Annotated in this window: 26 protein-coding genes; 12 read left to right on the forward strand and 14 right to left on the reverse strand. The window is 31.0% G+C overall.

Annotated features, from left to right (window positions below):
- Positions 1 to 28: 28 nt before the first annotated feature.
- Positions 29 to 484, reverse strand: coding sequence for a hypothetical protein (locus B4J88_RS07695; RefSeq protein WP_219034742.1), 456 nt, complete (start codon positions 482 to 484; stop codon positions 29 to 31).
- Between the two features lie 370 nt (positions 485 to 854).
- Between B4J88_RS07695 and B4J88_RS07700 the strand changes: the two genes are divergently transcribed.
- Together B4J88_RS07700 and B4J88_RS07705 are read left to right on the forward strand one after the other, a co-directional pair.
- Positions 855 to 1,391: a GNAT family N-acetyltransferase gene (locus tag B4J88_RS07700; RefSeq protein WP_306822322.1), complete on the forward strand. Its 537-nt coding sequence runs from the start codon at positions 855 to 857 to the stop codon at positions 1,389 to 1,391.
- A 123-nt stretch (positions 1,392 to 1,514) separates the two neighbouring features.
- Positions 1,515 to 2,162, forward strand: a complete 648-nt coding sequence (locus tag B4J88_RS07705) for a 2OG-Fe(II) oxygenase (protein ID WP_219034743.1) — start codon at positions 1,515 to 1,517, stop codon at positions 2,160 to 2,162.
- 141 nt (positions 2,163 to 2,303) lie between these two features.
- On the opposite strand, the gene trxB is transcribed toward B4J88_RS07705, so the two are convergent.
- Together trxB and holA are read right to left on the reverse strand one after the other, a co-directional pair.
- Positions 2,304 to 3,248 (reverse strand): thioredoxin-disulfide reductase, encoded by a 945-nt coding sequence (gene trxB / locus B4J88_RS07710; RefSeq protein ID WP_221854545.1) that lies wholly within the window; start codon positions 3,246 to 3,248, stop codon positions 2,304 to 2,306.
- 71 nt (positions 3,249 to 3,319) lie between these two features.
- Positions 3,320 to 4,330 (reverse strand): DNA polymerase III subunit delta, encoded by a 1,011-nt coding sequence (gene holA, locus B4J88_RS07715; protein WP_291067130.1) that lies wholly within the window; start codon positions 4,328 to 4,330, stop codon positions 3,320 to 3,322.
- 3 nt (positions 4,331 to 4,333) lie between these two features.
- Between holA and B4J88_RS07720 the strand changes: the two genes are divergently transcribed.
- The 3 genes from B4J88_RS07720 (at position 4,334) to B4J88_RS07730 (ending at position 6,437) form a co-directional block, all read left to right on the forward strand.
- Complete coding sequence (locus B4J88_RS07720) at positions 4,334 to 4,786, forward strand: type I restriction enzyme HsdR N-terminal domain-containing protein (RefSeq protein WP_221854544.1); 453 nt, start codon at positions 4,334 to 4,336, stop codon at positions 4,784 to 4,786.
- Positions 4,787 to 5,236: 450 nt separating this feature from the next.
- The gene (locus B4J88_RS07725; protein ID WP_291067131.1) at positions 5,237 to 6,013 is read left to right on the forward strand and encodes a hypothetical protein; all 777 of its coding nucleotides are present in this window, start codon (positions 5,237 to 5,239) and stop codon (positions 6,011 to 6,013) included.
- A 7-nt stretch (positions 6,014 to 6,020) separates the two neighbouring features.
- On the forward strand, positions 6,021 to 6,437 hold the full coding sequence (locus tag B4J88_RS07730; RefSeq protein WP_291067133.1) for a hypothetical protein: 417 nt from the start codon (positions 6,021 to 6,023) through the stop codon (positions 6,435 to 6,437).
- A 60-nt stretch (positions 6,438 to 6,497) separates the two neighbouring features.
- Here B4J88_RS07730 and B4J88_RS07735 read toward each other — a convergent pair whose 3' ends face one another.
- The 3 genes from B4J88_RS07735 to B4J88_RS07745 all read right to left on the reverse strand — a co-directional run bounded on the left by B4J88_RS07735 (position 6,498) and on the right by B4J88_RS07745 (position 9,191).
- Positions 6,498 to 7,133 carry a carbonic anhydrase gene (locus B4J88_RS07735; RefSeq protein ID WP_125350207.1) on the reverse strand — a complete coding sequence of 212 codons (636 nt, stop codon included), beginning with the start codon at positions 7,131 to 7,133 and terminating at the stop codon, positions 6,498 to 6,500.
- A 50-nt stretch (positions 7,134 to 7,183) separates the two neighbouring features.
- Positions 7,184 to 8,728, reverse strand: coding sequence for a SulP family inorganic anion transporter (locus B4J88_RS07740; RefSeq protein WP_291067135.1), 1,545 nt, complete (start codon positions 8,726 to 8,728; stop codon positions 7,184 to 7,186).
- A gap of 103 nt (positions 8,729 to 8,831) precedes the next feature.
- A complete protein-coding gene (locus B4J88_RS07745; protein WP_180906316.1) occupies positions 8,832 to 9,191 on the reverse strand; it encodes a hypothetical protein in 360 nt (119 codons plus the stop codon).
- A 189-nt stretch (positions 9,192 to 9,380) separates the two neighbouring features.
- Between B4J88_RS07745 and B4J88_RS07750 the strand changes: the two genes are divergently transcribed.
- The 5 genes from B4J88_RS07750 to B4J88_RS07770 all read left to right on the forward strand — a co-directional run bounded on the left by B4J88_RS07750 (position 9,381) and on the right by B4J88_RS07770 (position 15,956).
- Entirely contained in the window at positions 9,381 to 10,220 is an 840-nt protein-coding gene (locus B4J88_RS07750) for a hypothetical protein (protein WP_236688191.1), read from the forward strand.
- Positions 10,221 to 10,404: 184 nt separating this feature from the next.
- Entirely contained in the window at positions 10,405 to 12,291 is a 1,887-nt protein-coding gene (locus tag B4J88_RS07755) for a S9 family peptidase (RefSeq protein WP_181816291.1), read from the forward strand.
- Positions 12,292 to 12,468: 177 nt separating this feature from the next.
- Positions 12,469 to 13,170, forward strand: a complete 702-nt coding sequence (locus tag B4J88_RS07760) for a hypothetical protein (RefSeq protein ID WP_291067139.1) — start codon at positions 12,469 to 12,471, stop codon at positions 13,168 to 13,170.
- A 47-nt stretch (positions 13,171 to 13,217) separates the two neighbouring features.
- Complete coding sequence (locus tag B4J88_RS07765; RefSeq protein ID WP_125350205.1) at positions 13,218 to 15,398, forward strand: ATP-binding protein; 2,181 nt, start codon at positions 13,218 to 13,220, stop codon at positions 15,396 to 15,398.
- 3 nt (positions 15,399 to 15,401) lie between these two features.
- Complete coding sequence (locus tag B4J88_RS07770) at positions 15,402 to 15,956, forward strand: biliverdin-producing heme oxygenase (protein WP_219035002.1); 555 nt, start codon at positions 15,402 to 15,404, stop codon at positions 15,954 to 15,956.
- An 82-nt stretch (positions 15,957 to 16,038) separates the two neighbouring features.
- Here the strand turns inward: B4J88_RS07770 and B4J88_RS07775 are convergent, their stop codons facing one another.
- The 4 genes from B4J88_RS07775 to B4J88_RS07790 all read right to left on the reverse strand — a co-directional run bounded on the left by B4J88_RS07775 (position 16,039) and on the right by B4J88_RS07790 (position 18,987).
- Entirely contained in the window at positions 16,039 to 16,704 is a 666-nt protein-coding gene (locus tag B4J88_RS07775; protein WP_125350203.1) for a DUF2490 domain-containing protein, read from the reverse strand.
- A 70-nt stretch (positions 16,705 to 16,774) separates the two neighbouring features.
- On the reverse strand, positions 16,775 to 17,806 hold the full coding sequence (locus B4J88_RS07780) for an LLM class flavin-dependent oxidoreductase (RefSeq protein ID WP_125350202.1): 1,032 nt from the start codon (positions 17,804 to 17,806) through the stop codon (positions 16,775 to 16,777).
- 127 nt (positions 17,807 to 17,933) lie between these two features.
- Positions 17,934 to 18,515, reverse strand: coding sequence for a tRNA-(ms[2]io[6]A)-hydroxylase (locus tag B4J88_RS07785; RefSeq protein ID WP_115001228.1), 582 nt, complete (start codon positions 18,513 to 18,515; stop codon positions 17,934 to 17,936).
- 70 nt (positions 18,516 to 18,585) lie between these two features.
- The gene (locus B4J88_RS07790) at positions 18,586 to 18,987 is read right to left on the reverse strand and encodes a hypothetical protein (RefSeq protein ID WP_280051750.1); all 402 of its coding nucleotides are present in this window, start codon (positions 18,985 to 18,987) and stop codon (positions 18,586 to 18,588) included.
- Between the two features lie 99 nt (positions 18,988 to 19,086).
- Here B4J88_RS07790 and B4J88_RS07795 point away from each other — a divergent pair, with 99 nt between their 5' ends.
- Positions 19,087 to 20,328 (forward strand): glycosyltransferase, encoded by a 1,242-nt coding sequence (locus B4J88_RS07795; RefSeq protein WP_291067142.1) that lies wholly within the window; start codon positions 19,087 to 19,089, stop codon positions 20,326 to 20,328.
- Positions 20,329 to 20,343: 15 nt separating this feature from the next.
- On the opposite strand, the gene B4J88_RS07800 is transcribed toward B4J88_RS07795, so the two are convergent.
- The 4 genes from B4J88_RS07800 to B4J88_RS07815 form a co-directional block, all read right to left on the reverse strand.
- Positions 20,344 to 20,856, reverse strand: a complete 513-nt coding sequence (locus tag B4J88_RS07800) for a hypothetical protein (protein ID WP_221854750.1) — start codon at positions 20,854 to 20,856, stop codon at positions 20,344 to 20,346.
- 78 nt (positions 20,857 to 20,934) lie between these two features.
- Positions 20,935 to 22,374: an MBL fold metallo-hydrolase gene (locus tag B4J88_RS07805; protein ID WP_291067144.1), complete on the reverse strand. Its 1,440-nt coding sequence runs from the start codon at positions 22,372 to 22,374 to the stop codon at positions 20,935 to 20,937.
- 137 nt (positions 22,375 to 22,511) lie between these two features.
- Complete coding sequence (locus B4J88_RS07810) at positions 22,512 to 23,099, reverse strand: methyltransferase domain-containing protein (protein WP_291067146.1); 588 nt, start codon at positions 23,097 to 23,099, stop codon at positions 22,512 to 22,514.
- Positions 23,100 to 23,107: 8 nt separating this feature from the next.
- Entirely contained in the window at positions 23,108 to 23,911 is an 804-nt protein-coding gene (locus tag B4J88_RS07815; protein WP_291067148.1) for a sulfite exporter TauE/SafE family protein, read from the reverse strand.
- Positions 23,912 to 24,131: 220 nt separating this feature from the next.
- On the opposite strand from B4J88_RS07815, the gene B4J88_RS07820 reads away from it, so the two are divergent.
- Positions 24,132 to 25,454 (forward strand): M16 family metallopeptidase, encoded by a 1,323-nt coding sequence (locus B4J88_RS07820; RefSeq protein ID WP_291067150.1) that lies wholly within the window; start codon positions 24,132 to 24,134, stop codon positions 25,452 to 25,454.
- Positions 25,455 to 25,468: the final 14 nt, after the last annotated feature.

Below are 25,468 nucleotides of genomic sequence, written 5' to 3' on the forward strand. Positions count from 1 at the left end.
GAGAAAGCTTTTTTGATTATTGTATTTTTTATATCAAACCAAATTGCTTGAAATGATGTGTAAAATGTTTTTTATGAAATGTTTTCCAATCTTCGTATCCAATATCATTTAAAACAGGATTGACAATTTTAGCATCAGGATTTTCTGTGAAATATGAATTGAATTTATCAATTTCTTGTTCTAATTTTTCTATTGCAGCTTCTAAAGAATGGTAACGTAAATCTAGTAAACCTTCCATTCCATTTGCTTTTATCCCCTTTTGCATTTCATGATCAGATTCTAATAAAAAGGATTTGTATTGGGGTATTTGCTCTGCAGGAATTCGACAAGGTACTGTTAAACCTCCATTTGAAATTTTAGTGGTTACAATCAAATGTTCAACCATGTGTTGAGGTGTCATAATTCCCCATTCTGGCTGTTGATCTACTTTTAAACTTTTTAGTTTAGAAATAAGACTGGCTTTATCTTCAAAATTTAAAAACATATTTTTTCTGTGAAGTTAGTTAGTCGTATAATAATAATCAATAAAATTCAAGATTTATTTTGTTAATTGTTCAAGCCTTTTTATATAAGCGTCTACAAAATTCTGAATGAAACTTGTTGTGGTTATAGAGTTCTAATTGTCCAATCTTAATAACTTTAAGGGTATATCCTTCGGTTGTCATTTTAATTAAGTTCTTTGAAATCTTTCTAGAATTTGCTTCTTTTCATAGACTTCCCATAAAAGTCCAATTGTTTTTTGAGTTTAGTTATCTGATTTCATTTTAAGAAAGTTTATGTAAAAATTTTCAATGAATTAATTATCATTTTTAATGAATATCGTATAAGAAAAATGTAAATTAGTATTGTATTAAATGAAACAAATGATAAATATTCAGCCCAATTTAGAAAATGATTTAGTAGAACTTCAACCGCTCAACGATAATGATTTTGAAGCGCTTTATTTAGCTGCTTCAGACCCGAAAGTTTGGGAACAGCACCCAAATAAAAATCGTTGGAAAAGAGATGTTTTTATGAATTTTTTCGAAGGTGCAATTCAAAGTAAAGGTGCTTTCAAGATTATTGATAAACAGACAAATCAAGTTGTTGGTAGCTCTCGTTTTTACGATTATGATGAGCAAGATTCATCTATTTTGGTTGGTTATACGTTTTATTCGACGAATTGTTGGGGAAAAGGTTTTAATCCGTCTGTTAAGAAATTAATGTTTGATTATATTTTTCAGTTTGTTGACAAAATTTATTTACATGTTGGCGCTGATAATGTACGTTCGCAAATTGCAGTAGAGCGTTTGGGTTGTAAAAAAGTGAAAGAAGAACAAATTGAATATTTTGGAGAAGAGCCAAAGTTAAATTTTATTTATCAGTTGAATAAAGTTGACTGGTTTAAGTAATTGATAATTAAAACTATTTTTTGAGGACAGATTTTTTATGTCCTTTTTTTGAAAAAAAACTTAAAAATATGATTATGTTTTTCGTAATAAAATATACTTTTACTGAAGTTTTCATAATAATGAATGAGTAATATTACATTAAACCCAATTTATGAAAAGATTATTGATGACTTATCAAATCAAAAATACTCTATTTCAGACTTTTTTTTCTCAACAGAGGAAACAAAGCAACTTCGCGAAGCTATAATTCGAAAAGAAAATAAAAAAGATTTTCATCAAGCTGCTGTCGGAAGTTCGGTTAACGAACAAATTATAAAATCAATCAGAGGCGATAAAATCAGATGGATTGATGAAGAAAATAAAACAGAAACGGAAGAAATTTTTTTCTCAAAAATCAATGATTTTATTGACTATCTCAATTTAACATGCTACATGGGCATTGAGGAAAGTGAATTTCATTACGCTATTTATCCCGAAGGGACATTTTACCAAAAACATGTTGATGCTTTTAAGAATGATGATAGACGCACACTTTCTATTGTATTGTATTTGAATGATGAAGAGTGGAAAGATGAATTTGGCGGACAATTGACCTTGTATTTGGCAGATGAAAATAAGGCTGAAAAAGAATTAGATATTTTACCTCTTGCTGGTCGTTTGGCTGTTTTTGATAGTAAAACTATTCCGCACGAAGTAAAAACTGTTAATCGACCAAGATATAGTATCACAGGTTGGTTGAAAACCAGAGGAAATATTTTGACATATTTGTAATAAAATCTGTAGTTGCTTCGAGATTTCAATTTCTATTTACATTAGATAAATATTGGCATCAATTTGAACGATTTAGACAATAAGAATCAAAAAAACTCAACCAATTGGTTGAGTTTTTTTGATATGTTATTAAAAATATAATTAAGCTTCAAAGAATTCTGCTACATAACGTTCTGCGTCTAATGCAGCAGCACAACCAGATCCAGCAGCAGTAATTGCTTGTCTGTAAACAGAATCTTGCACATCACCAGCAGCAAAAACACCTGCTACATTTGTTTTGTACGAACGATCTTGCGTGATTAAATATCCCGTTTCGTCCATATCCAATTTCCCTTGGAATAATTCTGTATTTGGTTTATGTCCAATCGCGATAAAAACTCCATCAACGATTAATTCTTTTTCTTCGTTTGTAACATTGTTGATGATTTTCGCTTTTTCAACAACATTGTTTCCTTCCAAACCAATTAATTCGTGGTTATATAAAACCTCTAAATTATGTGTATTTGCAACACGATCTTGCATCGCTTTAGACGCGCGCATTTCCTCTTTACGAACCAATAAATAAACCTTGTTACAAAGTTTTGATAAGTAAGTTGCTTCTTCAGCAGCGGTATCACCACCACCAACTACCGCAACATCTTTACCGCGGTAAAAGAAACCATCGCAAGTTGCACAAGCTGAAACTCCGCTACCAGCGTATTTAGTTTCATCATCTAAACCTAAATATTTCGCAGTTGCACCTGTCGAAATAATAATAGAACGAGCTTGGTAAGTTCCATTGTTCGATTTTACAGTATGTACATCACCTTCTTTTTCTCCAAAAGTTACTTCCGTTACATATTCGTATTTTATTTCAGTTCCAAAACGCTCTGCTTGTTTTTGTAAATCAGCCATCAATTCTGGTCCTGTAACTGCTTCTGGATAACCTGGGAAATTCTCAACATCCGTTGTTGTTGTTAATTGTCCACCTGGCTCCATACCAGTTAAAATCAAAGGATTCATGTTCGCGCGTGCAGCATAAATTCCCGCTGTATAACCCGCAGGTCCAGATCCTATTATGATAACATCTCTTACGTTATTTTCCATTGTGTTGTTTTATTTTTTTACAAATTTAGTATTTCTTATTTATTTTTCTCGATTCTATAAATAGATGAAAATTATAGATTCATAATTTTATACACTAATTCAATTAATAATTGGCTTGGCGTCACATTTCCAGTAGTTCCAACACCTTTTCCTTTCAAATCATATTCACGTATAAATGAGATAATTCTCGTAGCTTTTTTTAGCGGATAATTACTTGCAGCTGTCATCATTCCTTGTACAAAATACGGATTAATTCCTAATACTTTCGCCAAATTTTGCTTCGATTTATCTGGCGTAACATGTATTTGAATGATGTTTGTAAACAGATTAAAAATTGTTGTGATTGAAACGACGTACGGATTATCCTTCGGATTTTTCTCGAAATATTTAATGATTTTGAATGCTTTTTCGATGTTCTTCGTTTCGATTGCATTGCGAAGTTCAAAAACATTATAATCTTTACTAATTCCGATATGCTCTTCGATATGATTTGGTGTGATAGTTTTATCTGCACCAACAATTGTAAATAATTTTTCTAATTCATTGTTCAAACGAGATAAATCTGCACCTACATATTCGGTCAATAAAAACTTTGCTTTTGGTTCAATTTTAAATTGATTGGCAGTAACTTTTTGCTCTATCCAAGCAGGTAATTCGCTTTCGTAAATCTTTTTAAATTCAAAATAAAAACCTTTTTCATTTAGAACTTTGTAGATTTTCTTACGTTTATCAAGTGAATTTCCTTTGTAATTGATGATTAAAACAGTTGAATCTTGTACTTGATTGGCATACATTTCCAACTGATCTATCGAACGGTTAAGATGTTGTGCTTCTTTTACAATCACTACAGATTTTTCTGCACCCATCGGATATTGACGTGCCATTCCTATTAATTGTCCAATCTCTACATCTTGTCCATAAACTATTGTTTGGTTAAAACCTTTTTCTTCTTCTGGTAAAATATTCGCTTCCAATAAATCAGTTATCTGATCGATGAAAAATGGCTCGTCGCCCGCCAAGAAGTAAATCGGTTTATAGTTTTTGTTTTTTATATCTTTGATCAAAGATTCTACAGGACTCATACAATGACTGAATTAGTACAATTAAATTTTTCCGAAAAATACCAAATAAGATTGAAACAAGCCCAAGATAAATTGTATATCTTTTGTTTGATTCGAAAAAAATGGTTGGTCTATACGCCCGAAGAATGGGTTAGGCAACACGTTCTGAATTATTTAATCAACGATTTGGGTTATTCAACTTCGGCGATTGCGTTGGAAGTTGCAATTGATATTACAGGAATGCGAAAACGTGCAGATATTGTCGTTTATCAGCAAGAAAAACCATTTATTATGGTGGAATGTAAAGCGCCGAATATTGCAATTTCGCAAGCAACTTTTGATCAAATAGCGCGTTACAACATTGTGTTAGGTTCTCAATTGTTGATGGTAACAAATGGTTTGAATCATTTTTATTGTATGATGGATTTTGTTCAAAAAAGATATAATTTCTTGAAAGAGTTGCCGAAGAAAGGATAATTTGAAAATGAGCTAATGTGTTGATGTGAAAATTTGTCAATTCGAGCGATTTTAATGGATCTTGACTACGTTTCAAACGTAGCTGACCACGTCCCGAACGTAGTCGACGTGGTTCTGAAGCAAGCTGATTACGTTCCGAAGTAAGCTAGCTTTGTATTTTAGTAAGCTGATGAGGTTTTATACCTAGTTGATTACGTCCAGAACTTAGCTGACAATGTCAGGAACGTCAAATTTGGGGTTAGGTTACCTCGTTTTCTTGGTTCGTAACCAAGCCAGCTTGGTAAAAGAGACCGTCAACTTAGTAAATTTGGAAGCTGACTAGGTTCAGAACGTCGTCAGCTAAGTGTTTAAGTAAGTTTGCTGAGTAAATTAGGTAGTTAGCTTAGTGTATTACATGGAAAATGTAGTTTATTTTGTGAAATGGTTTAACTTTATTAACAAAGAAGTAATTTGTTTAATCCTTCAAGAAGAAATAGAAATATAGGTACTGCCAAACAGGGTTTTAGTAAGAATAATAAGTTGACGATTTCTACTCCATATGGTAGTTACCAATCTTTTTATGAAAAACTAACAACTTATAAAAAAGAGAGTAGAATTATTAATAATCATGAATTTGTGTTTGTAGTGGAAGATACAAGACTAAATTCTGTTCACGCATGTTCAATAAATGATATTGTAAAAATTATTTCAAATATACCTGTTGAGGATTATGGAGAATTAAAATTTATAGTTTTGAGACAACCAAAGCGAAAGGAGCAAATTATTTCGAGTGTTTGGGGAAGATTAGTTTATTTATACGAATTCGAGAAAGAAGATTTTCCTGCTATTATTTTAGAATCTATAGATAAAGATTCACAATTAATTTGGAGTAAAAAGCTATCAGTTGATGATCGAAAAGAATTCGAAATACTTAAAAATGATGGACATATATTTGAAGAAAGTAATAAATATTTTACATCTAAAATAGAACCTGAATTTGCAAGAAATACACAGTTATATAGAACATTACTACACGAATTTGGTCATTATGTGCATTATTTAGAACAAGTAGAAAAACCAGGTCATGAGGATGAAGAATTTGATGAATGGGAGAGACGAAATGATATTCATGTAAATCTTCCGAAAAAGGAAAAGTTTGCGAATAATTACGCAGATAAAATAAAATCCGAACTGATTAAAAAAGGAGTGATACCATTTCATTTAAACCATTATAAAAACGAAAACTAATTTAATAATGAATGAAGAAATAGAATATACACTAAATAAATTATTATTGAATGCAAGTTTGTATTCAATTGAATATTCGGGTATATTATCGTTTAAGTTTTCAATTAGTAATAAATCAATTTATTATGATAAAATTGATGAAGTAATAATAGAATTTGTATCTGGATGTAAAATATTTAATAAGATTACAAATTTTAATATTGATAATAATGAATTATTTGAATTAGTGTCATTGGATATTTCGAATGTTAAACTATTTGATGATAAATTTTTAGAAATTAATATTGATGATAGATATATTATTAGAGCTTTAGAAGATAATTTTGTTTTGAATGATGTTAAATGGATTATTAAAAACAAATTAAATAATTATAAAATATTTTATGATGGTTATAAAATAGAAACTATAGATTTAATTAAATAACAAAAGCCACTCGCAGAGTGGCTTTTACATTACTAAAAAATATCTAAAGAATTAATTGTTTTATAACCAAGTTACAACGCCTGAATCTACACAGTAGTTTGCACCTATTATCTTGATTTTCCCTTCTTTTTCTAAGGTGTTCAAGGTTGTACTTTGGTTACGAATATCTTCTATTGTTTGTATAACGTTTTGGTGATTTAATCTTTCTAATAAATCTGCATTTTTAGAAGAACGCTCTTCACCTTCTTGAATGATTTCGTCGATAATTGGATTGAAATGATCAACCAAATGACACAAATTATTCATTCCAGTTTTGTGAATTGCTTCAGCGTCTAATCCGCCTTTCAAAGCGCCACATTTAGAGTGTCCTAAGACAACAATCAATTTAGAGCCAGCCACATTTGTTCCAAATTCCATCGAACCTAAAATATCTTGATTAACGAAATTACCAGCAATTCGTACACTAAAAATATCTCCTAAACCTTGGTCAAAAATAAGTTCCGCAGAAGTACGGCTATCAATACAGCTCAAAACAACCGCAAACGGCCATTGTCCCTCTCTTGTATCATTCACTTGTGAAAGTAAATCTCTGTTCGCTTTTAAATTTTGAACAAATCTTGCATTTCCTTCTTTTAAAAATTCTAATGCTTTATCTGGAGTTGTTGTTGCTTGAGTTTCTGATGTATGTGCTTTCATTATATTTAATTTTATTGTGTGTGTTTTAATTTTTATATGTTTTTTACAGATTAATGAGCCCCGGCAACCAACACGTAACCAAAAAACTCTCTGAATGATGGGGGATTATCGACTGTTCCACGTTCGGAAATTAGTCGAATATTAATGTTATTATTTTTTGCTTTGACTTTAAATTCATCTAAATATTCAATAATATCATAATCTAAAATTCGTGTTTTACGAACATCTAATTCAAGATTAGAACCAGGTTTCAAACCATCTAATTCTTTTACAATTGCACCGCGGTTTACAAACGTTACCTCTTCAGCAAAATTCATATGGAAAACATTTCCTTCTTTCACCAACATTACGTGCGAGTTGTTGTAAGATTTGATTAACGAAACAACCACACCAACAATAAGACCAATGATGATACCCTTTAATAAATCTGTTGCCAAAATTGCAATAACTGTTACTGCGAACGGAATTAACTGATCTTTTCCTAATTTTTTCATATCCAAGAATTGTTTCGGATTACCTAATTTGTAACCAATAACCAATAGAATAGAAGCTAAAACCGCATTTGGAATTAAATTTAAAAACATTGGAATAGAGATTACACTCACTAATAATAGAACACCGTGTGTAATTGTAGAAAGTTTTGTAAGTCCGCCACTCATTGCATTTGCAGATGAACGTACAATAACTTGCGTAACAGGTAAACCTCCAATTAAACCAGCTAAAGAGTTTCCGACACCTTGTGCAATCAATTCTCGATTTGTAGGTGTTTGACGCTTTAAAGGATCTAATTTATCAGTTGCTTCTACAGATAATAAAGTCTCTAATGATGCTACAATTGCGATGGTAAATGCCACTTGCCAAACCATAGGATTTGTTAACCCAGTGGCGAAATCGGGCATAGTAAATTGTCCTAAGAAATCTGAAACACTTTCAGGAACAGGAACTTTTACTAATAAATTGTGATCGATAGAAAATACTTCGTGGTTGGTATCACCAATTGTAACTTGGTACAAAATACCCACTAATACAGCTACTAATGATCCTGGTAATAATTTGAAAAAGTTTGATTTTTTTCCTAAAATATTGTCCCAAACAATCAAGATAAATAAAGAGATTGCTGTAATAATAATCGCTCCTGGCGTGATAAAATCTAAACTAAAATTACTAAAACTAAATGTTTCTGTATATCCTAACGCTAACGGAATTTGTTTCAAGAAAATTGAAATACCAATCGCACACAACATTCCTTTAATCACCGAAGATGGAAAGTAATAACCAATAACTCCAGCTTTTAGAATACCTAGTAATATCTGAAAAATTCCGGCGATAACAACCGCAACTAAAAATAGTTCGTAAGCACCCAAATCTGTAATAGCAGTTAATACAATAACGACCAAACCAGCAGCTGGACCAGAAACACCAATTTGAGATTTAGAAATAAGACCAACAACAATTCCTCCTACAATTCCCGCAATAATTCCGGCAAATAAAGGCGCACCACTGGCCAACGCAACACCTAAACATAAAGGCAATGCAACGAAAAAGACAACAATACTCGCAGGTATGTCCTTTTTCCAATTTTGAAAAAGATTCATAATAATTTTAAAATGAATTATTTAATAATTTGAAATGATAAAAATAAATTTGCTGTCCATTCAATAGATTTGAATAGAATGATGCAAAAAATCAATTAAAAAATTAAACTAATTCTGGAGGCGGAGTTGTCACACCATTGTCTAAAGATGCATATGCATTAGAATGATGAAAATCCGAATGTGTAGTTTGTTTCACATTAAAAAATGTAAACAATTTTATTTCGTGGAAATAATGTATTTTTTCTGTGATTTCGCTCGAAGAATTTTTCTGATTATTTTCTTCTTCAGTTGAAGTTTGAGAAAACAAAGCTTTTTGATCATTGTCAGAAGAATCTTTTTTGTCTTGTTGCTCCATTCTCATCTGATAATCTACATAACCCGCCAACCCTTGCATGTTCGTACTGAACACCAAAAGAAGCGTGAAAAAAATTCCAATGCTATGTTTTATCAGGTAGTCTTTCATTATGTCACAAAAATATATTTTAATTTTTAATTACAAAATAGAGAACATCATTTTTAATAAATATTTATCATTTTATTTTATGACGCTTAACAATGTTTATTGATTTTAAATATTGTCTAGATATAAAATTGATATCATAAATCATTTTTACTCAATTTTTTTAAGAATAAATTTGCAAAAAGTTAAATTTTGAGAAAGTATATAAGTGTAATGTTTTTAGTTGCTTTGGTTGCAACTACTTTCGGGCAAGGAAAAAATAATAAAGGTAAATTTTATGTTTATTGGGGTTGGAATCACGCGCAGTATACAAAATCAGATATTCAGTTCAAAGGAGATGGATACGATTTTACGTTAGATAATGTAGCAGCTCATGACCGTCAAACTTCTTTTGGAATCAAGTATTTCAATCCAAGTTCTATGACGATTCCGCAATATAACTTCCGTTTAGGTTACTTTGTTTCGGATAATTGGAATATCTCTTTCGGGATTGACCACATGAAATATGTGATGGATCAAGACCAAGTTGTAAAAATGAATGGTCACATCAACACAGGTTCAGATTACGATGGAACATATAATAATGTTGATCAAAAATTAACAGAAGATTTCTTAACGTTTGAACATACAGATGGTTTGAACTATGCTAATTTAGAGGTTCGTCGTTTTGATAATATTCAACATTTCCCAATTACAAAAAATGGAAAAGGAATCGATGTTAACGTAACAGCTGGTTTGGGAGCAGGGATTTTATATCCACGTTCTAACGTAAAATTGATGGGTAATGAACGTTATGATGAGTTTCACTTAGCAGGTTTTGCAACAGCTGCAATGGTTGGGATCAACTTTACTTTTTGGGATTATTTCTTTGTACAAGCCGAATTAAAAGGTGGATATGCTAACTTAAGTGATATTCGTACAACTGCAAACAAAGCTGATAAAGCAAAACAAGATATTGTATTCTCTCAACAGAATTTAGTTTTTGGAGCAATTATTCCAGTTTTTACTCATAAAAATAAGTTAAACTTTTAATTAAGTGGTTTAATATAAAATATATAGCCTAATTTTAAGAATCGATTAGACGATTTGAAAAAAATTATTAGCGGAGACATCATTTAAGTACAATTTGTACTGGATGATGTCTTTTTTTATCTATAAATTTACCTTTCTCGATAAAGAATTGTTACTTTTACAATTATTTAGATTTGAAATTAACATGAATAGATTTTCTGTATTAGTCGCAAGTATCTTGATATCGACAACAGCAATGGGACAAAAAGTAATGACGCCAGAACTTCTTTGGCAAGTAAAAAAAGTAGCTCCAGTTGGAGTAACGAAAGATCAAAAAAATCTGATTTACAAAGTAACTTCTACTAATGTTAAAACGCAAGAAGATACGTCGAAAACGTATATGATTTCGTTGGCAGGAGGAAAAGCTTCAGAAATCGAAGATTATAAAACACTTTTGGCTGATGAATCGTTGAATAAATCTCAACAATATAAAGCAGAAACTGATAAAGTTAAATTACAAAAAGTTTTTGGTTCTGATTATTATCCAGAAATGGACAAATCGAATGTGCAGATTTATAACGAATTAAATTACAGACATTGGGATACTTGGAATGATGGTAATTACGATCATTTATTTGTGTCAGAAAATAAAGAAGGTTCAACTAAAATTGATGTTTTAAAAGACGAACCATATTCTGTTTCAGAATTTGTTTGGACGCCAGATGGAACAAAAGTTTTGTATGTTTCTAAGAAGAAATTCGGAACAGATTACGCATTAAGCACAAATACAGATATTTATCAATACGATTTAGCAACGAAAACGACGAAAAATATCACGGAAGGAAAAATGGGTTATGACAATACACCAAGTTTTTCTTCTCAAGGAGATTTTGCGTTTTTGAGCATGGAGCGCGATGGTTACGAGGCAGATAAAAATGACTTAATCGTTCGTCGTGGTGATATCGAAATGAATATTACAAAACATTGGGACGGAACCGTACAAGGTTATAAATGGAGCAATGATGGTAACAAAATTTATTTCAATGCACCAGTAGGAGGAACAATTCAATTATTTGAGGTTGATGTAAACTTCAAAATGAGAAAAATGCCTTTTATCAAACAAATTACAAAAGGTGATTTTGACATTGCAGACATCAAAGAAATTGTTGGTAATAAAGCAATTGTTACAAAAACAGATATCAATCACGCTGCAGAAATTTATGTAGTTGATTTAAAATCTGGAGCATTAACGCAATTAACAAACGAAAACAAAGACATCTTCGATAACATTGCGTTGAGTGATGTAAAAGCACGTAAAATTAAAACTACAGACGGAAAAGAAATGCATGCGTGGGTAATTTATCCGCCAAATTTCGATCCGAATAAAAAATACCCAACTTTATTATATTGTCAAGGTGGACCACAATCTGCTTTAACTCAATTTTATTCTCCTCGTTGGAATTTCCAATTAATGGCAGCACAAGGGTATATTGTAATTGCGCCAAACCGTCGTGGAATGCCAGGTCATGGAGTAGAGTGGAATGAGCAAATTTCTAAAGATTGGGGAGGACAAGTAATGCAAGATTATTTGGCTGCGATTGATGATATCTCGAAAGAATCTTATGTAGATAAAGATCGTCGTGGTGCTGTTGGTGCATCTTACGGAGGATATTCTGTTTATTATTTAGCAGGTATTCACGAAGGTCGTTTCAAATCTTTTATTGCACATAATGGTGTTTTCGATTTGAAATCGATGTACGGAACTACAGAAGAAATTTTCTTTACAAACTGGGATGCTGGTGGAGCTTGGTGGGAAACAAATAACAAAGCTGCGCAAAAAACGTATTCTAAATTTGATCCAAGTAGTACAGAATTAGTAAATAAATGGAATACGCCAATGTTAATTTATGTTGGAGGTCACGATTATCGCGTGCCAATGGGACAAGGACAAGAGGCTTATCAAATTTTACAATTGAAAGGAATCAAATCTCGTTTCATTTATTTCCCTGAAGAAAATCATTGGGTGTTAAAACCACAAAATTCTGTGATTTGGCATACAGAATTTTTCAAGTGGTTAAAAGAAACCTTGTAATTAAATTGATTTATAAATCATAACTATAATTTAAAAGTGCAATTTCTATAGAAATTGCACTTTTTTTATTTCTTTGAAAATCAATGACAATATCTAATAAACGAACCAATTATTTTTTAAAATTTTGTAGAGTAGAATAATCGTTGTAAATTCAAAACATAAGTCAAAACCCAATTTATGAGTAAGGATAATAACAAAATATATTTTTCGAATAGCCCATTTACAAACGGACACAAAGTAATAGATTTTGTTTGGAGTGCTCGCCTTGATGAAAATTTTGACCTTTGGATGGATCTTCATTTAGAGTCAGATAATTATGACGAAGAAGAAGAATATAAAGATGATTTGGATGAAATAGATGACATTTCTGAAGAGAATGCCGAAAAGCAACTTTGGATTAATTATGATCACGCAATTATCTCAAGTACATATTGGAACAATAAAGGAATAAAGATCGAAAATGATGCGCAATTAGATTTTAATCAACTCAATAAAAAAACATTCGAAATTGATCCTCTTCCAGTAAATCTTGACGAGTCAGAAAATCTTGCTTTTGGTATTTCAATGTTAGGTAATGACACGGTTGCTCAGCACGAAATTACGTTTTTAGATACAGAAGAATTTGGTGTTTTTGACATCAAATGGAAAGGAAAAATAGCCAATACTTATTTAGGAGAAACCGATTTTGATTATGATTTTTATGTCTATATGAAGAACATAAAATTTAACGGAATTAAAGTTCATCCATCGTTAGAAAAAGAAAAAGTTACAGCATTTTTTGAGAAAAGTTTAACTCATTTTAATGATTTCGAATTAGTAGATACCGATGAATTAGAGTTAGAAAACTATATTCTGAAAATTAAAAGACAAGAAGATTAAAAAATAAATTTACCTTAGATTCATAATTACACTCCTAAACCATTTATATGATCAACCAAATCATCAAAAATTGTGAAGACGAAGAAATTCAGTTTCTCAACGAAATTCAACCTTTTGGATATTTGATAGGAATTCATAAAAATTCGCATCAAATTGAATTTTTTTCTCAAAATATTGATGAATTATTTAAAATTTCTACTGAAAAGATATTAAGCCAACATATTAATCAACTTCATGATTTTGAGCTTGATTTTGATGAGGTTTTGAATTTAGAACAAGGTGAATTTTACCGAACTAATACAAAAGTTAATTCAAAAACCTACCATTTAACAGTTTATCATTTTGATGAATTGATTTATTTGGAGTTAGAAGAATTAATTATTTTAGAAAACAGATTAGCTTATTATAATTTTTCTGAACAAATCCTGTACTCTAAGTCTATAAGCTCAACTTGGGATAGGTTGATTTCATCTATCAAGAGTTTGATTCATTACGAGAGAGTAATGTTGTATAAATTTTTGGAAGATGGTAGTGGCGTTGTTATAGCGGAAGAAAGTGATAAGGGATTAGATTCTTATATGGGGTTGCGTTTTCCAGAATTTGATATTCCTAAACAAGCACGTCAACTGTATTTAAAGAAAAAAAGCCGTTTGGTTGCAGATGTTGATAGTAAAAGAATCATTTTAATTAGTAATGAGAATTATCAAAAAATAAACTTGATGTACTCTTCTGTTAGAGCACTTTCTCCGATACATCTACAGTATTTACGCAATGCTAATTGTGAAGCAAGTTTCTCTATTTCTATTGTAATTAACGAAAAATTGTGGGGAATTGTAGCATGTCAGAATTCCAAGCCAAAATTTATTCCAAATCAAGTTCGTTTGCAAACTGAATTATTGACGCGTCAAGCAAGGTTGACTTATGTGAATTTTAAATCAACTGAACGATTAAAGTTCCAAAATCATTTTAACGAAACAGCGATTAAACTGAAAGAAAATCTTTTAACGGAAGAAAATCTTCAGCAATCAATGAACAATAATCTAAAAGAGGTTCTTAACCTTACAAAGGCAGATGGGATTGCGTTGGTTAATTTTGACGATGTTTTTGTAGAAGGCGAAACGCCAGATAAAGAAGAAATTTTGAGAATAAAAGAATGGGCATTTAAAAGAAACTCAGCACGTTTATTTACCTCGAATACTTTTTATCTAGATTATGGACAAGAGATTAGGCTTAGTCCAAGTTCGGCTGGTGTAATGTTTTGTTTTCTAAATCAAACTTACGAACATTTTATTATTTGGTTCAAAAAAGAACAAGTTCAAACCTTAGATTGGGCTGGAGAACCAAGTAAAATTAAAAATGTAGATGTTATAAATGGCGATGAAATACATAGTTTTTCTCCTCGAACTTCTTTCAAAATTTGGCAAGAGAATATTAAGAATAAATCGTTTATTTGGTTAGATAAGGAGAAATATGTTGCCAAAGAAGTAATAAAGTTAATTATAGAAACACTTCATTTACAATCATTCAAAATTCATAGTTTATATGAGCAATTAAAGGAAATAAATGACGAATTAGACTCGTTTACCTATACAGTTTCTCACGATTTACGTACACCTTTATCGGTGATGAAATTGAATTGTCAGATGCTTCAAAGAAGTTTGATAGATGATGAAATTAAAAATGATCGATTAAAAAGTGTTATTGAAGAAATTGATCGAATGACACAAATGATGCAGGATCTTTTGGCGTTGAGTAAAGCTAAAAAATCAGAAATTGTATTGTCTACAATCGAAACAAAACCAATCATAGAAAAGATTATACACGATGTTTTATTGTATTATAAAACTAATGATACACAAGTTGTTGTAGAAGAAATACATAATGTTTTGGGGGATAAAACGATGTTTTATGAGGTTTTTCTGAATATTATTGGTAATGCAATAAAATATTCTTCCCAAGCACAACATCCAATCATAAAAATATGGTCAGAATTGAATGAAGAGGAGGTTATTTTTAAAGTAAAAGATAACGGAATCGGAATAAAACAGGAAGATTACAACAAGATGTTTAAGCTATTTAGCAGAATGTCTAACACAGGAAATATCTCTGGAAATGGTGTAGGGCTTTCTATTGCGCACAGAATGATGGATAGAATGAATGGTGGTATATCTTTTGAAAGTAAAGTGGGAGAAGAAACAACTTTTATATTAACATTTAAAAAAATCTAACAAATGCTATCTGATTATTTAAAAGAAAAAACAGCGGTTTATCACAAAGAAATTGAAGATAAATTAGAATCGAATAAATTGTTTAACAGCACATTTACAGATAAAAATTATTATAAAATGTTGCAGGTTAATCATATTTTTCTAAAATCGTATGAAGATTCTATTAAAGAATTTTTGAATGAAAAAGACTTAGAAAATTTAGCCTTAACAAAACTCAATAAATTGTCTTTGATTCAACAAGATATTAACGAGTTGGGCTTAGAAGAATTGAATGTGCCAAAACAATTTGAATTACAAAATAGAGCCGAAGCAATTGGAGCTTTGTATGTGATAGAAGGTTCCATGCTTGGCGGAAATGTTATTGCAAAAACACTGAAAAAGTATCCATTTTTAGAGAATAAAAGTTTCAATTATTTTGGACATTATGGTGAAAACCTTGGTCAAATCTGGAAAACTTTTATTGGTTATATCAATCAAGAATTTACAACAGAAGAAGAGCAACAACAAGTTTTTGAAGGTGCTAAAAAAGCCTACGAAGATTTGATAAGTTTTGCTTAGAAAAAATATTTTTTTATGAAGTAATTAAAATTATTGATTAGAATAATTATATTCAAGTGTAAATTATCCTAATTAAGATAAGCTATTTTATCAGATTATTAACTGTTAATCCAATCATCAAATGATCAGTATGAGATGCTTTAAGACTTTGTAACATGTAACCAGCTTCTAAACTAAAAGTAGGCGAAATAACGTAACCAAAGCTTAAACCAAGTCGATTTCTATCAAACGTTTTATCTTTTACAGCTTGTAGAAAAATCTCATCATACGCTTTCAAATACCACGTGTTTTCGATTAATTTGGCATTATTTAGAGGAATAGTTGCAGTCAATTGATAACGAAATCTAAATTGTGTATCATTTTCTAAAAAGCGTTCTTCGACACGAAAGCGATGGGCAAAATTAAAACGTTGTAAAGTATGTTTTGTATTGAATTGTTGATACAAACGATGCTCGTGACTATGTGCATAATCATCGGTAGAAGTAGGTGTTCTGTTCTGAATGTAGGCGTAACCAGCTAACACTGTATTGTTATTTTCGGTTAAGTTGTAACCAATTCCTCCACGAATCAAAAGTTGTTGTAACTGATCTAAATCTTCGTACGAACGATATTGTATATCCGACTGAAAATTAAAATCTTTATTGATTTTTTGATTGATATTTAAGGTATTCCAAGTTCTAAAATTACTTTCTTGTGCTTGCACACCGAAGTTGGCTAAAACAATAAAACAGGCTAATATTTTCTTCATTCATTCAATTTTAACGAAAATAAAAAAAGACACGAAAACGAATCGTGTCTTTTGTCAGTATATGTTAAATTTATTTTGTTACCTTTTTCACTTTTGGTAAAATATCTTTTCCAAAAATTTCGATAGATTTCATCATATCCAAATGATTTGGCGCTCCAACATCCATGTGAGCAGAAAAACGAGTTAAACCAAACATTTCCTGATATTTCAAAATACGATCAACCGCCAAAGAAGCGTCTCCAACAATCAAATGTCCATTTGTAGAACGTCCATAATCAAATTGTTGTTTTGTATATTTTGGCCAACCTCTACTTGCTCCAATTCTATTCATTTGTGCGCCATAAATTGGAAAATATCCTTCAGCAACTTTTTCGCTATCCTCTCCAAAAAAAGAATGCATATGAACACCAATTTGCATTTTATTTACGTCATGCCCATTTTCGATATAAACTTGTTTATAAATTTCGAACAGATAGTTAAAATCAGCAGGATTGCCTCCAATAATCGCGAAAATAATAGGTAAACCTAATGTTGCAGCACGTACAATTGATGATTTTGTTCCGCCAACAGCAATCCAAATAGGTAGTTTTTCTTGCACAGGTTTTGGATAAACACTTTGATTAATAATTGGCATTCTAAAATTTCCGCGCCAATTGATTACTTCGTTTTTATTTAAATCTAAAAGTAAACGAAGTTTTTCATCAAAAAGAGCATCGTAATCGTTTAAATCATAACCGAAAAGAGGGAAAGATTCGATGAATGAACCGCGTCCAGCCATAATTTCAGCACGACCATTCGATAAATTGTCAACACTAGCAAAATCTTGATACAACTTTACGGGATCTGTAGAACTGATGACAGAAACGGCACTTCCCAACTTAATATTTTTTGTAACTGTAGACAAAGCAGCCAAAATAATTTCTGGAGAAGAAACTGCGTAATCAGGACGATGATGTTCTCCAATTCCAAAGAAATCTAATCCAATTTCGTCCATTAATTTCACTTCTTCTATAATCTCACTCATACGTTGTTGAGGAGTTTGTGTATAACCAGTTTTAGGATCAATATGTAGATCGCCAAACATTCCTATTCCTAATTCCATACTATTTTAGATTTAGTCAAATTTACGTATAGAATTTTAGATTTAAATTGATGTAGGATAGGAAAGAAAAAAGAGTTCATTCAAATTTAATCGAATGAACTCTTTTTTCTTATTTTTAAACGGGTTTTTATCCGTGTATAGCTTCTTTATTTCCGTAAGATTGAATCAAATTTCCTTCAAAATCCAACCATTCTTTCCAACGTTTGTCAACATCAACATCAGTTGAAAGTTTTCGAGCAAAATTTAAGAAAGTTGTGTAATGATTCGCTTCCGAAACCATCAAATCATAGTAAAATTTTGCTAATTCTTCGTCGTTTATATTTTGAGATAATGTTCTGAAACGCTCACAACTTCTTGCTTCAATCATCGCAGCAAATAACAAACGATCCACAAAAGCCATATTACGGGAACCATCTTTTTTACAAAATTTCATCAACTGACCAACATAATCATCTTTGCGCTCGCGACCTAATTTGTATCCACGACGCTCGATAATTTCTACAACCATTTTGAAATGTTGCATTTCTTCGATGGCAATATCTGACATTTCCTGAATAAATTCGTCATGTTCAGAATTATACGCAATCATTGTAATTGCATTTGTTGCCGCTTTTTGCTCACACCACGCATGATCTGTTAAAATTTCTTCTAAATTTCTTTCTGCAATATCAGCCCAACGCGGGTCTGTCAAAAGTTTTAATCCAAGCATTTTTCGAAAAATATTAAGTCCAAATTTACGAAATTATATTGTTTAAAGATTGAATGTGAAAAATCGTTTTCTAAATGGTTTTCTTTTCAATCATTTCTAACATCACATCCGAAGCATGTTTAAAAGTTGGAGCTTGCTCTGTTAAACTTGCAGCATTCTTTTTATTGACTTTAAAAATTAAATCTTTCTCAATTGTAAATAATAAAGCGTTTGTAAATGGATTTTTGATGTAAGAACTCAAAATTAAAAAAGTCTGTTCAACACTATGAAATTGCTCAACTTCTTCGGTTTTATAACGAAATGTGAAGGCAAAATTGTACTCATTATTTTCTAAAAGATGTAAACGAACAAAAATATTTTTAAGATCAGTATCTCCAATAGTTTTGGCCATTGTCAATTTTGCAAAAGTTCCTTCTTTGATACTTGATTTTACTTGCTCGAAAAATTCTTCAAAAACAGTTTGATAAGACATTTTATATAATTTTAGCTGCAAATTTACATTAAAATAAGCCAAATTGTGTGTATAATATTTAATCTTCCAATTAAGAAACAGAAAGTGTAATTTTGTGGGATGAAAAAACTTTTAATCATTGGTCAAGTTTGGCCAGAACCAACTTCTTCTGCGGCAGGAACTCGAATGATTCAGTTAATCGATTGTTTCAAAAAAACTGAATTTGAGATAACTTTTGCGTGTGCTGCTTCAAAATCTGATTATAGTTTTGATTTGATTTCGAAAGGAATAAAAGAAGTTGTAATTCAGTTAAATGATGATAGTTTTGATAATTTTATTAAACAATTAAATCCTGAAATTATTCTTTTTGATCGTTTTATGATTGAAGAACAATATGGTTGGCGAGTTTCGAAAGAATGTCCAAATGCATTGAAAATTTTGGACACAGAAGATTTACATTTTCTACGAAATGCGCGACAAGAAGCAGCTAAAAAAGGAATAGAATTTACAGAAGATTTATTGTTTTCTGATTTAGCAAAACGAGAAATAGCTTCTATTTTACGCTGTGATTTATCGTTGATGATTTCGAAAAAGGAAATGGAAATTCTACAAAATCAATTTAAAATTGATGAAAAAATCTTGTATTATTTGCCTTTTTTAGAAAATGAAATTACAGAAGAAAAAATTAATTCTTGGAAAAGTTTTGAAGAAAGAGAATATTTTATGTTTATCGGAAATTTTATTCATGAACCTAATTTTAATTGTGTTCAGACCTTAAAAAAAGAAATTTGGCCAATTTTGAGAAAGAAACTTCCGAAAGCTGAATTACATATTTATGGTGCTTATGCAATGCAAAAAGTTTTGCAATTAAATAATCCTTCCGAACGATTTTTGATCAAAAGTAGAGCAGAAAATGCGCAAGAAACGATGTCAAATTACAAAGTTTTGTTGGCGCCGATTAATTTTGGCGCTGGTGTAAAAGGAAAGTTTGTGGATGCAATGCAAACTGGAACGCCTTCGGTTACGACTACGATTGGAGCAGAAGCAATGAAAAATCATTTCGATTGGAATGGCTTTGTAGAAGATGATTTCGAGGCATTTGTAGAGAAAGCTGTTTTGCTTTACAATAATGAGAATGAGTGGGAAATTGCTCAACAAAATGGAATCAAAATTCTGAATGAAAATTATAATAAAACTAAATTTGAAGTTGATTTTTTAGAGAAAATTAAATCGATTGAAGCAAATTTAATCCAACATCGAAATCAAAATTTTATTGGTCAAATTTTGCAACATCATCATCATCAAAGTACAAAATATATGTCACTTTGGATTGAACAGAAAAACAAAAACCTTCCGAAATAGGAAGGTTTTTGTTGATTATTCTACTTTGAAGCTATTTACAATTTTGACAAAATCGCTTTTCATTATTTCTTGATTTTCGAAACTGCAATATTGTAAAATCTGATAGACAAATTCTTTCGTTTCGATTACAGTTTGTAGAAAATAAATATGTCCAGATTCGGGATCATTTGTTTCAAATTCAGTATAGGCATAATTGAATCCCTGTTCGTAAGCAACATAAGGTTTTTTGATATAATTAAACCCTTTTTGTGTTTTATATGGCCCGATAGAATTTAGCGTATAATCAATCATATCCAAATTAGAATCTGCCAATTTTAATTCATCTTTGTGTTCAAAAATCACAAATCCATACGAATTCGGCTTTGGAGCAAGACTTTCAAATTGAATAGTTGCATAATCATTTAACCCAACTGTACGTTGAAAATCTTTTGGAATAGTTAGCGCAAACGATTCAGCTCCATGTATTTTCTGTTGAGCAAAAGCGGTAATATATGTAAAAAGAGAGGCGATGAATAACAATTTTTTCATTGGATGAATTTAGATGACGAATATAAAAAAAGCCTTGATTATCCCAAGGCTATAACGTTATTATTTAAAATAAATTGTTTATTTCGTTGAACAAGAATTATTTCCTGATTGACAAGGAGAAGCTCCTTCTACAATTTTAACACCTTCAACTTCTTTTATTTTACCAAAACCTCCAGCAACGTCAATTAAATTTTCGTAACCGCGAGCACGTAAAATAGACGTGAAAATCATTGAACGATATCCTCCTGCACAATGTACCAAATAGGTTTCTTCTGGATCGATTAATTTCATTGATTCGTTGATGAAATCTAATGGAGCTGTAATTGCACCTTCTACGTGAGAAGTTTCATATTCACCTGGCTTACGAACGTCCAAAATTTTTAATTCAGTTTCATCAACTAACTCTACAAACTCTTCTGGAGAAACCGAAACAATTTCATCGAAATCTTTTTCAGCTTCAGCCCAAGCTTGGAAACCATTGTTCAAAAATCCGATTACATTGTCATATCCGACACGAGCCAAACGTGTTACCGCTTCCTCTTCTTCACCAATTTCTGCAATTAACAAAATTGGTTGTTTGATATCTGTGATTAATGTACCAACCCAAGGTGCAAAATTTCCTCTAATTCCAATATTGATGGAGTTTGGAATAAATCCAGCTGCAAAAGTTTGAGGATCGCGAACATCTAAAATTAACGCATTTGTATCTTCCGCAACTTGCATAAATTCGTCTGGAAATAAAGCTTTATTCGCACGTTCTTTCACTACATCCAAAGATTCAACACCCAATTTGTTCATCATTACATTTTCTGGAAAATAGAATGGAGGAGGTAATAATCCTGAAGTTAATTCAGTAATAAATTCTTCTTTTGTCATAGTAGGATTCAAAGCATAATTCACTTCTTTTTGATGTCCTAACGAATCAAAAGTTTCTTTACTCATGTTTTTTCCACAAGCAGAACCCGCTCCATGTGCAGGATATACGATAATATCATTAGCCAAAGGCATAATTTTGTTTCGTAAAGAATCAAATAAATAACCAGCTAATTTTTCTTGTGTTAAATCTGTATTTAATTTTTGAGCTAAATCTGGACGACCAACATCATCAATAAATAAGGTATCTCCTGTAAAAATTGCATAATCTTTACCGTTTTCATCTTTCAATAAATACGTTGTACTTTCCATCGTGTGACCTGGCGTGTACAAAGCTGTAATAGTTATATTTCCTAAAGAAAAAACTTCGCCATCAGTTGCGATATGTGCATCAAAATTTGGTTCTGCAGTTGGACCATAAATAATTGTAGCACCAGTTTTTTGAGCTAAATCTACATGTCCAGAAACGAAGTCTGCATGAAAATGCGTTTCGAAAATGTATTTGATTTTTGCATTGTCTTTTGTCGCTTGATCGATATAAGATTGTGTTTCTCTCAATGGATCAATAATTGCAACTTCACCATTGCTTTCTATATAATAAGCACCTTGCGCAAGACATCCGGTGTAAATTTGTTCAATTTTCATAAGAATGATTTAGTGTGTAAAAATACAAATATTTAAATTTAGAATTTTCCTCTGATGGATGAATTCTGATACTTTTCTTCTATTTAAACTCAAATAAGATTGATAGTTAGCCTAAAATTTATGAATGAAATCATAGGTTATTTGGCAATCTTTTTTAGATTAATAAATAATTCAGTTTTTGCTCTTGGCGGAATAGAATTGTAACAATTTTCCATGACTTTGAAATCAAAATAATCGTTGAAATACGTCTGATATTCAGTTTTATTACCTCCAAAAGGTGGCGTGTCATTTCCGAATTCTCTGTTAAATAATACACCAACTAATTTTCCGTTTTCGGCTAATAGTTCATTCATTTTGATGCTATAATTTTGACGTAATTTTGGATCTAACGCACAAAAAAAAGTTTGCTCTAAAATCAAATCAAACTCACCATCTAACTCAAAAAAATCTTGATGAAGAACTTTGATATTGGGATTATGTTTAAATTTTTCTTTGATTTTTTCAACTACAATTTCCGAAATATCAATCAATGTAATATTTGTAAAACCTTGTTCCAAAAGGTATTCTGCTTCGTAAGCATTTCCACAACCAGGAATCAAAATACGGATATTTTTATCTTCTAATTGATCGATATACTCTTTTAGCGGAGTAGAAGGAGCTTTTAAATCCCAACCAGTTTGATTTGTGGTGTATTTATCGTTCCAAAAATTTTCGTTCAGTTCCATACTTTAAATTATTGAATTATAAATTCTTCGATGAACATAAAAATTGCCATTAAAATAATAAAGATAGCAAATGTTCGCTTTAGAAATTGTACTGGTAAAAATTTGTTGATGTAGGTTCCGATAAGAATTCCAACCATAGAAATTCCAATGAAAACACTCAAGAAACTCCAATCAATTTTGATGTGTAAAGCATCACCAATAAAAAATCCGATAAGTGAATTGATGGCAATAATTACCAATGAAGTTGCCGAAGCTCTTTTCATATCTAATTTTGCAACCATCATCAATGCTGGAACAATCAAAAAACCACCACCAGCACCAACCATTCCTGTTAATCCTCCGATTAAAAATCCTTGAATAAATAAAACAGGATTTAACTTATTATTTTTCTGATCAACTTCTACATCTTTCTTACCTTTTAACATAGAAATAGCGGCGAAAACCATCAGAATAGCGAATAAACCAAACATTGCCATTCGGCGTGTGACGATAAAATCGCCTATAGCAAATAAATTAGTTGGTAAGGCAGGAATTAAAAATGCGCGAACCAATGTAATTCCAACAACAGCTGGTAAACCAAATTGAAAAACAACTTTCCAATCAACCATTTTTTGCGAAGCTTGCTTTATTCCTCCAATCAATCCTGTCGATCCAACAATGCATAATGAATAAGCAGTAGCAATTTTTTCGTCGAAATGAAAAATATACGCTAAAATAGGAACGGCTAAAATAGATCCACCACCACCAAGAACTCCCATAATTAGACCGATGAAGAAGGCGCCTACAAAACCAAAAAACTCTATAAAATCCATTTTTTTTCTCTCGATTTATACAAATCTATAGCAAATACAACAACAATTACTATAGGTATATTATGAAATATTGTTGTAAATTAATACAAATGCCTACTAAATCAATAGACGTATATTATTTTACTTTTTTTAATTATTATGCAAATTTGGTGTAACATTTTCAAAAAAACTGCTACTAATGTTACATAAGCATAATAGATAAAAACTTAAAAAATACTAAATGAAGAAAATTTTTATGTCTATCTTATTTGCAGGATCAGCATTATTTGGTCAGCAAATAAAATTTGATGAGTATACTCTAGCAAACGGATTGCATGTTATCCTTCATCAAGATAATTCTGCTCCAGTTATTACAACAGGTGTTATGTATCACGTAGGTTCGAAAGATGAGCAAGTTGGTAAAACAGGTTTTGCACACTTTTTTGAGCATTTATTATTTGAAGGAACAGAGAATATTAAGAGAGGTGAATGGTTCAAAATTGTTTCTTCTCATGGAGGTTCTAACAATGCGAATACAACAACGGACAGAACATATTATTACGAAACTTTTCCATCAAATAATTTAGAATTAGGATTATGGATGGAATCTGATCGTTTGCGTCAACCAATCATCAATCAAATTGGCGTCGATACACAAAAAGAAGTTGTAAAAGAAGAAAAACGTTCTCGTTTAGACAATCAACCTTATGGTAAATTTTCGTACGGAGAAGCGGTTAATCCTCATGTTTTCAAAAAACATCCTTACCGTTGGAGTGTAATTGGTTCTTTTGAGGATTTGAGTAATGCAAAATTAGACGATTTCAAACACTTTAGTCAAACTTTTTATGTGCCAAATAATGCTGTATTAGTTGTTGCGGGTGATTTTAATAAAGACGAAGCAAAGAAATTAATTGAGAAATATTTTGGTGTAATTCCAAGAGGAAAAGATGTTGTGAAAACTGTTGTGAAGGAAGATCCAATTACATCAGAAATTCGTGCAACAGAATATGATGCAAATATTCAGATTCCTTTATTGGCGATTAATTATCGTACGCCAGATAACAAATCAAAAGATGCTTATGCATTAGAAATGTTATCAAGCTATTTAACAGGTGGAAAATCATCAGTTTTATATAAAAAATATGTTGACGAGAAAAAAGAAGCATTACAAATATTTGCTTTCAATCGTCAAATGGAAGATTACGGAATTTATTCAATCGGAATTTTACCTCAAGGAGAAGTTTCTTTGGATAAATTAGAAGGAGATTTACAACAAGATATAGAAAAAGTTCAAACAAATTTGATTTCTGAAGAAGATTACCAAAAAATCTTAAATGGAATTGAAAATAGTTTTGTGGCTTCAAAATCGGGTGTTCAAAACATTGCACATGCTTTAGCGGATGCTTATATGTTGGGCGGAGATACAAATAAAATCAACGAAGAATTGAAGGTTTATCAATCTGTAACAAGAGAAGATATTCGCAATGTTGCTAAAAAGTATCTAAACAAAAACCAACGTGTAATTATTCATTATTTACCAGAATCTAAAAAAGCTGCAAAATAAAAAACAACCGAATT

Source organism: Empedobacter sp. UBA5036, assembly GCF_002415215.1.
Classification (GTDB): domain Bacteria; phylum Bacteroidota; class Bacteroidia; order Flavobacteriales; family Weeksellaceae; genus Empedobacter; species Empedobacter falsenii_B.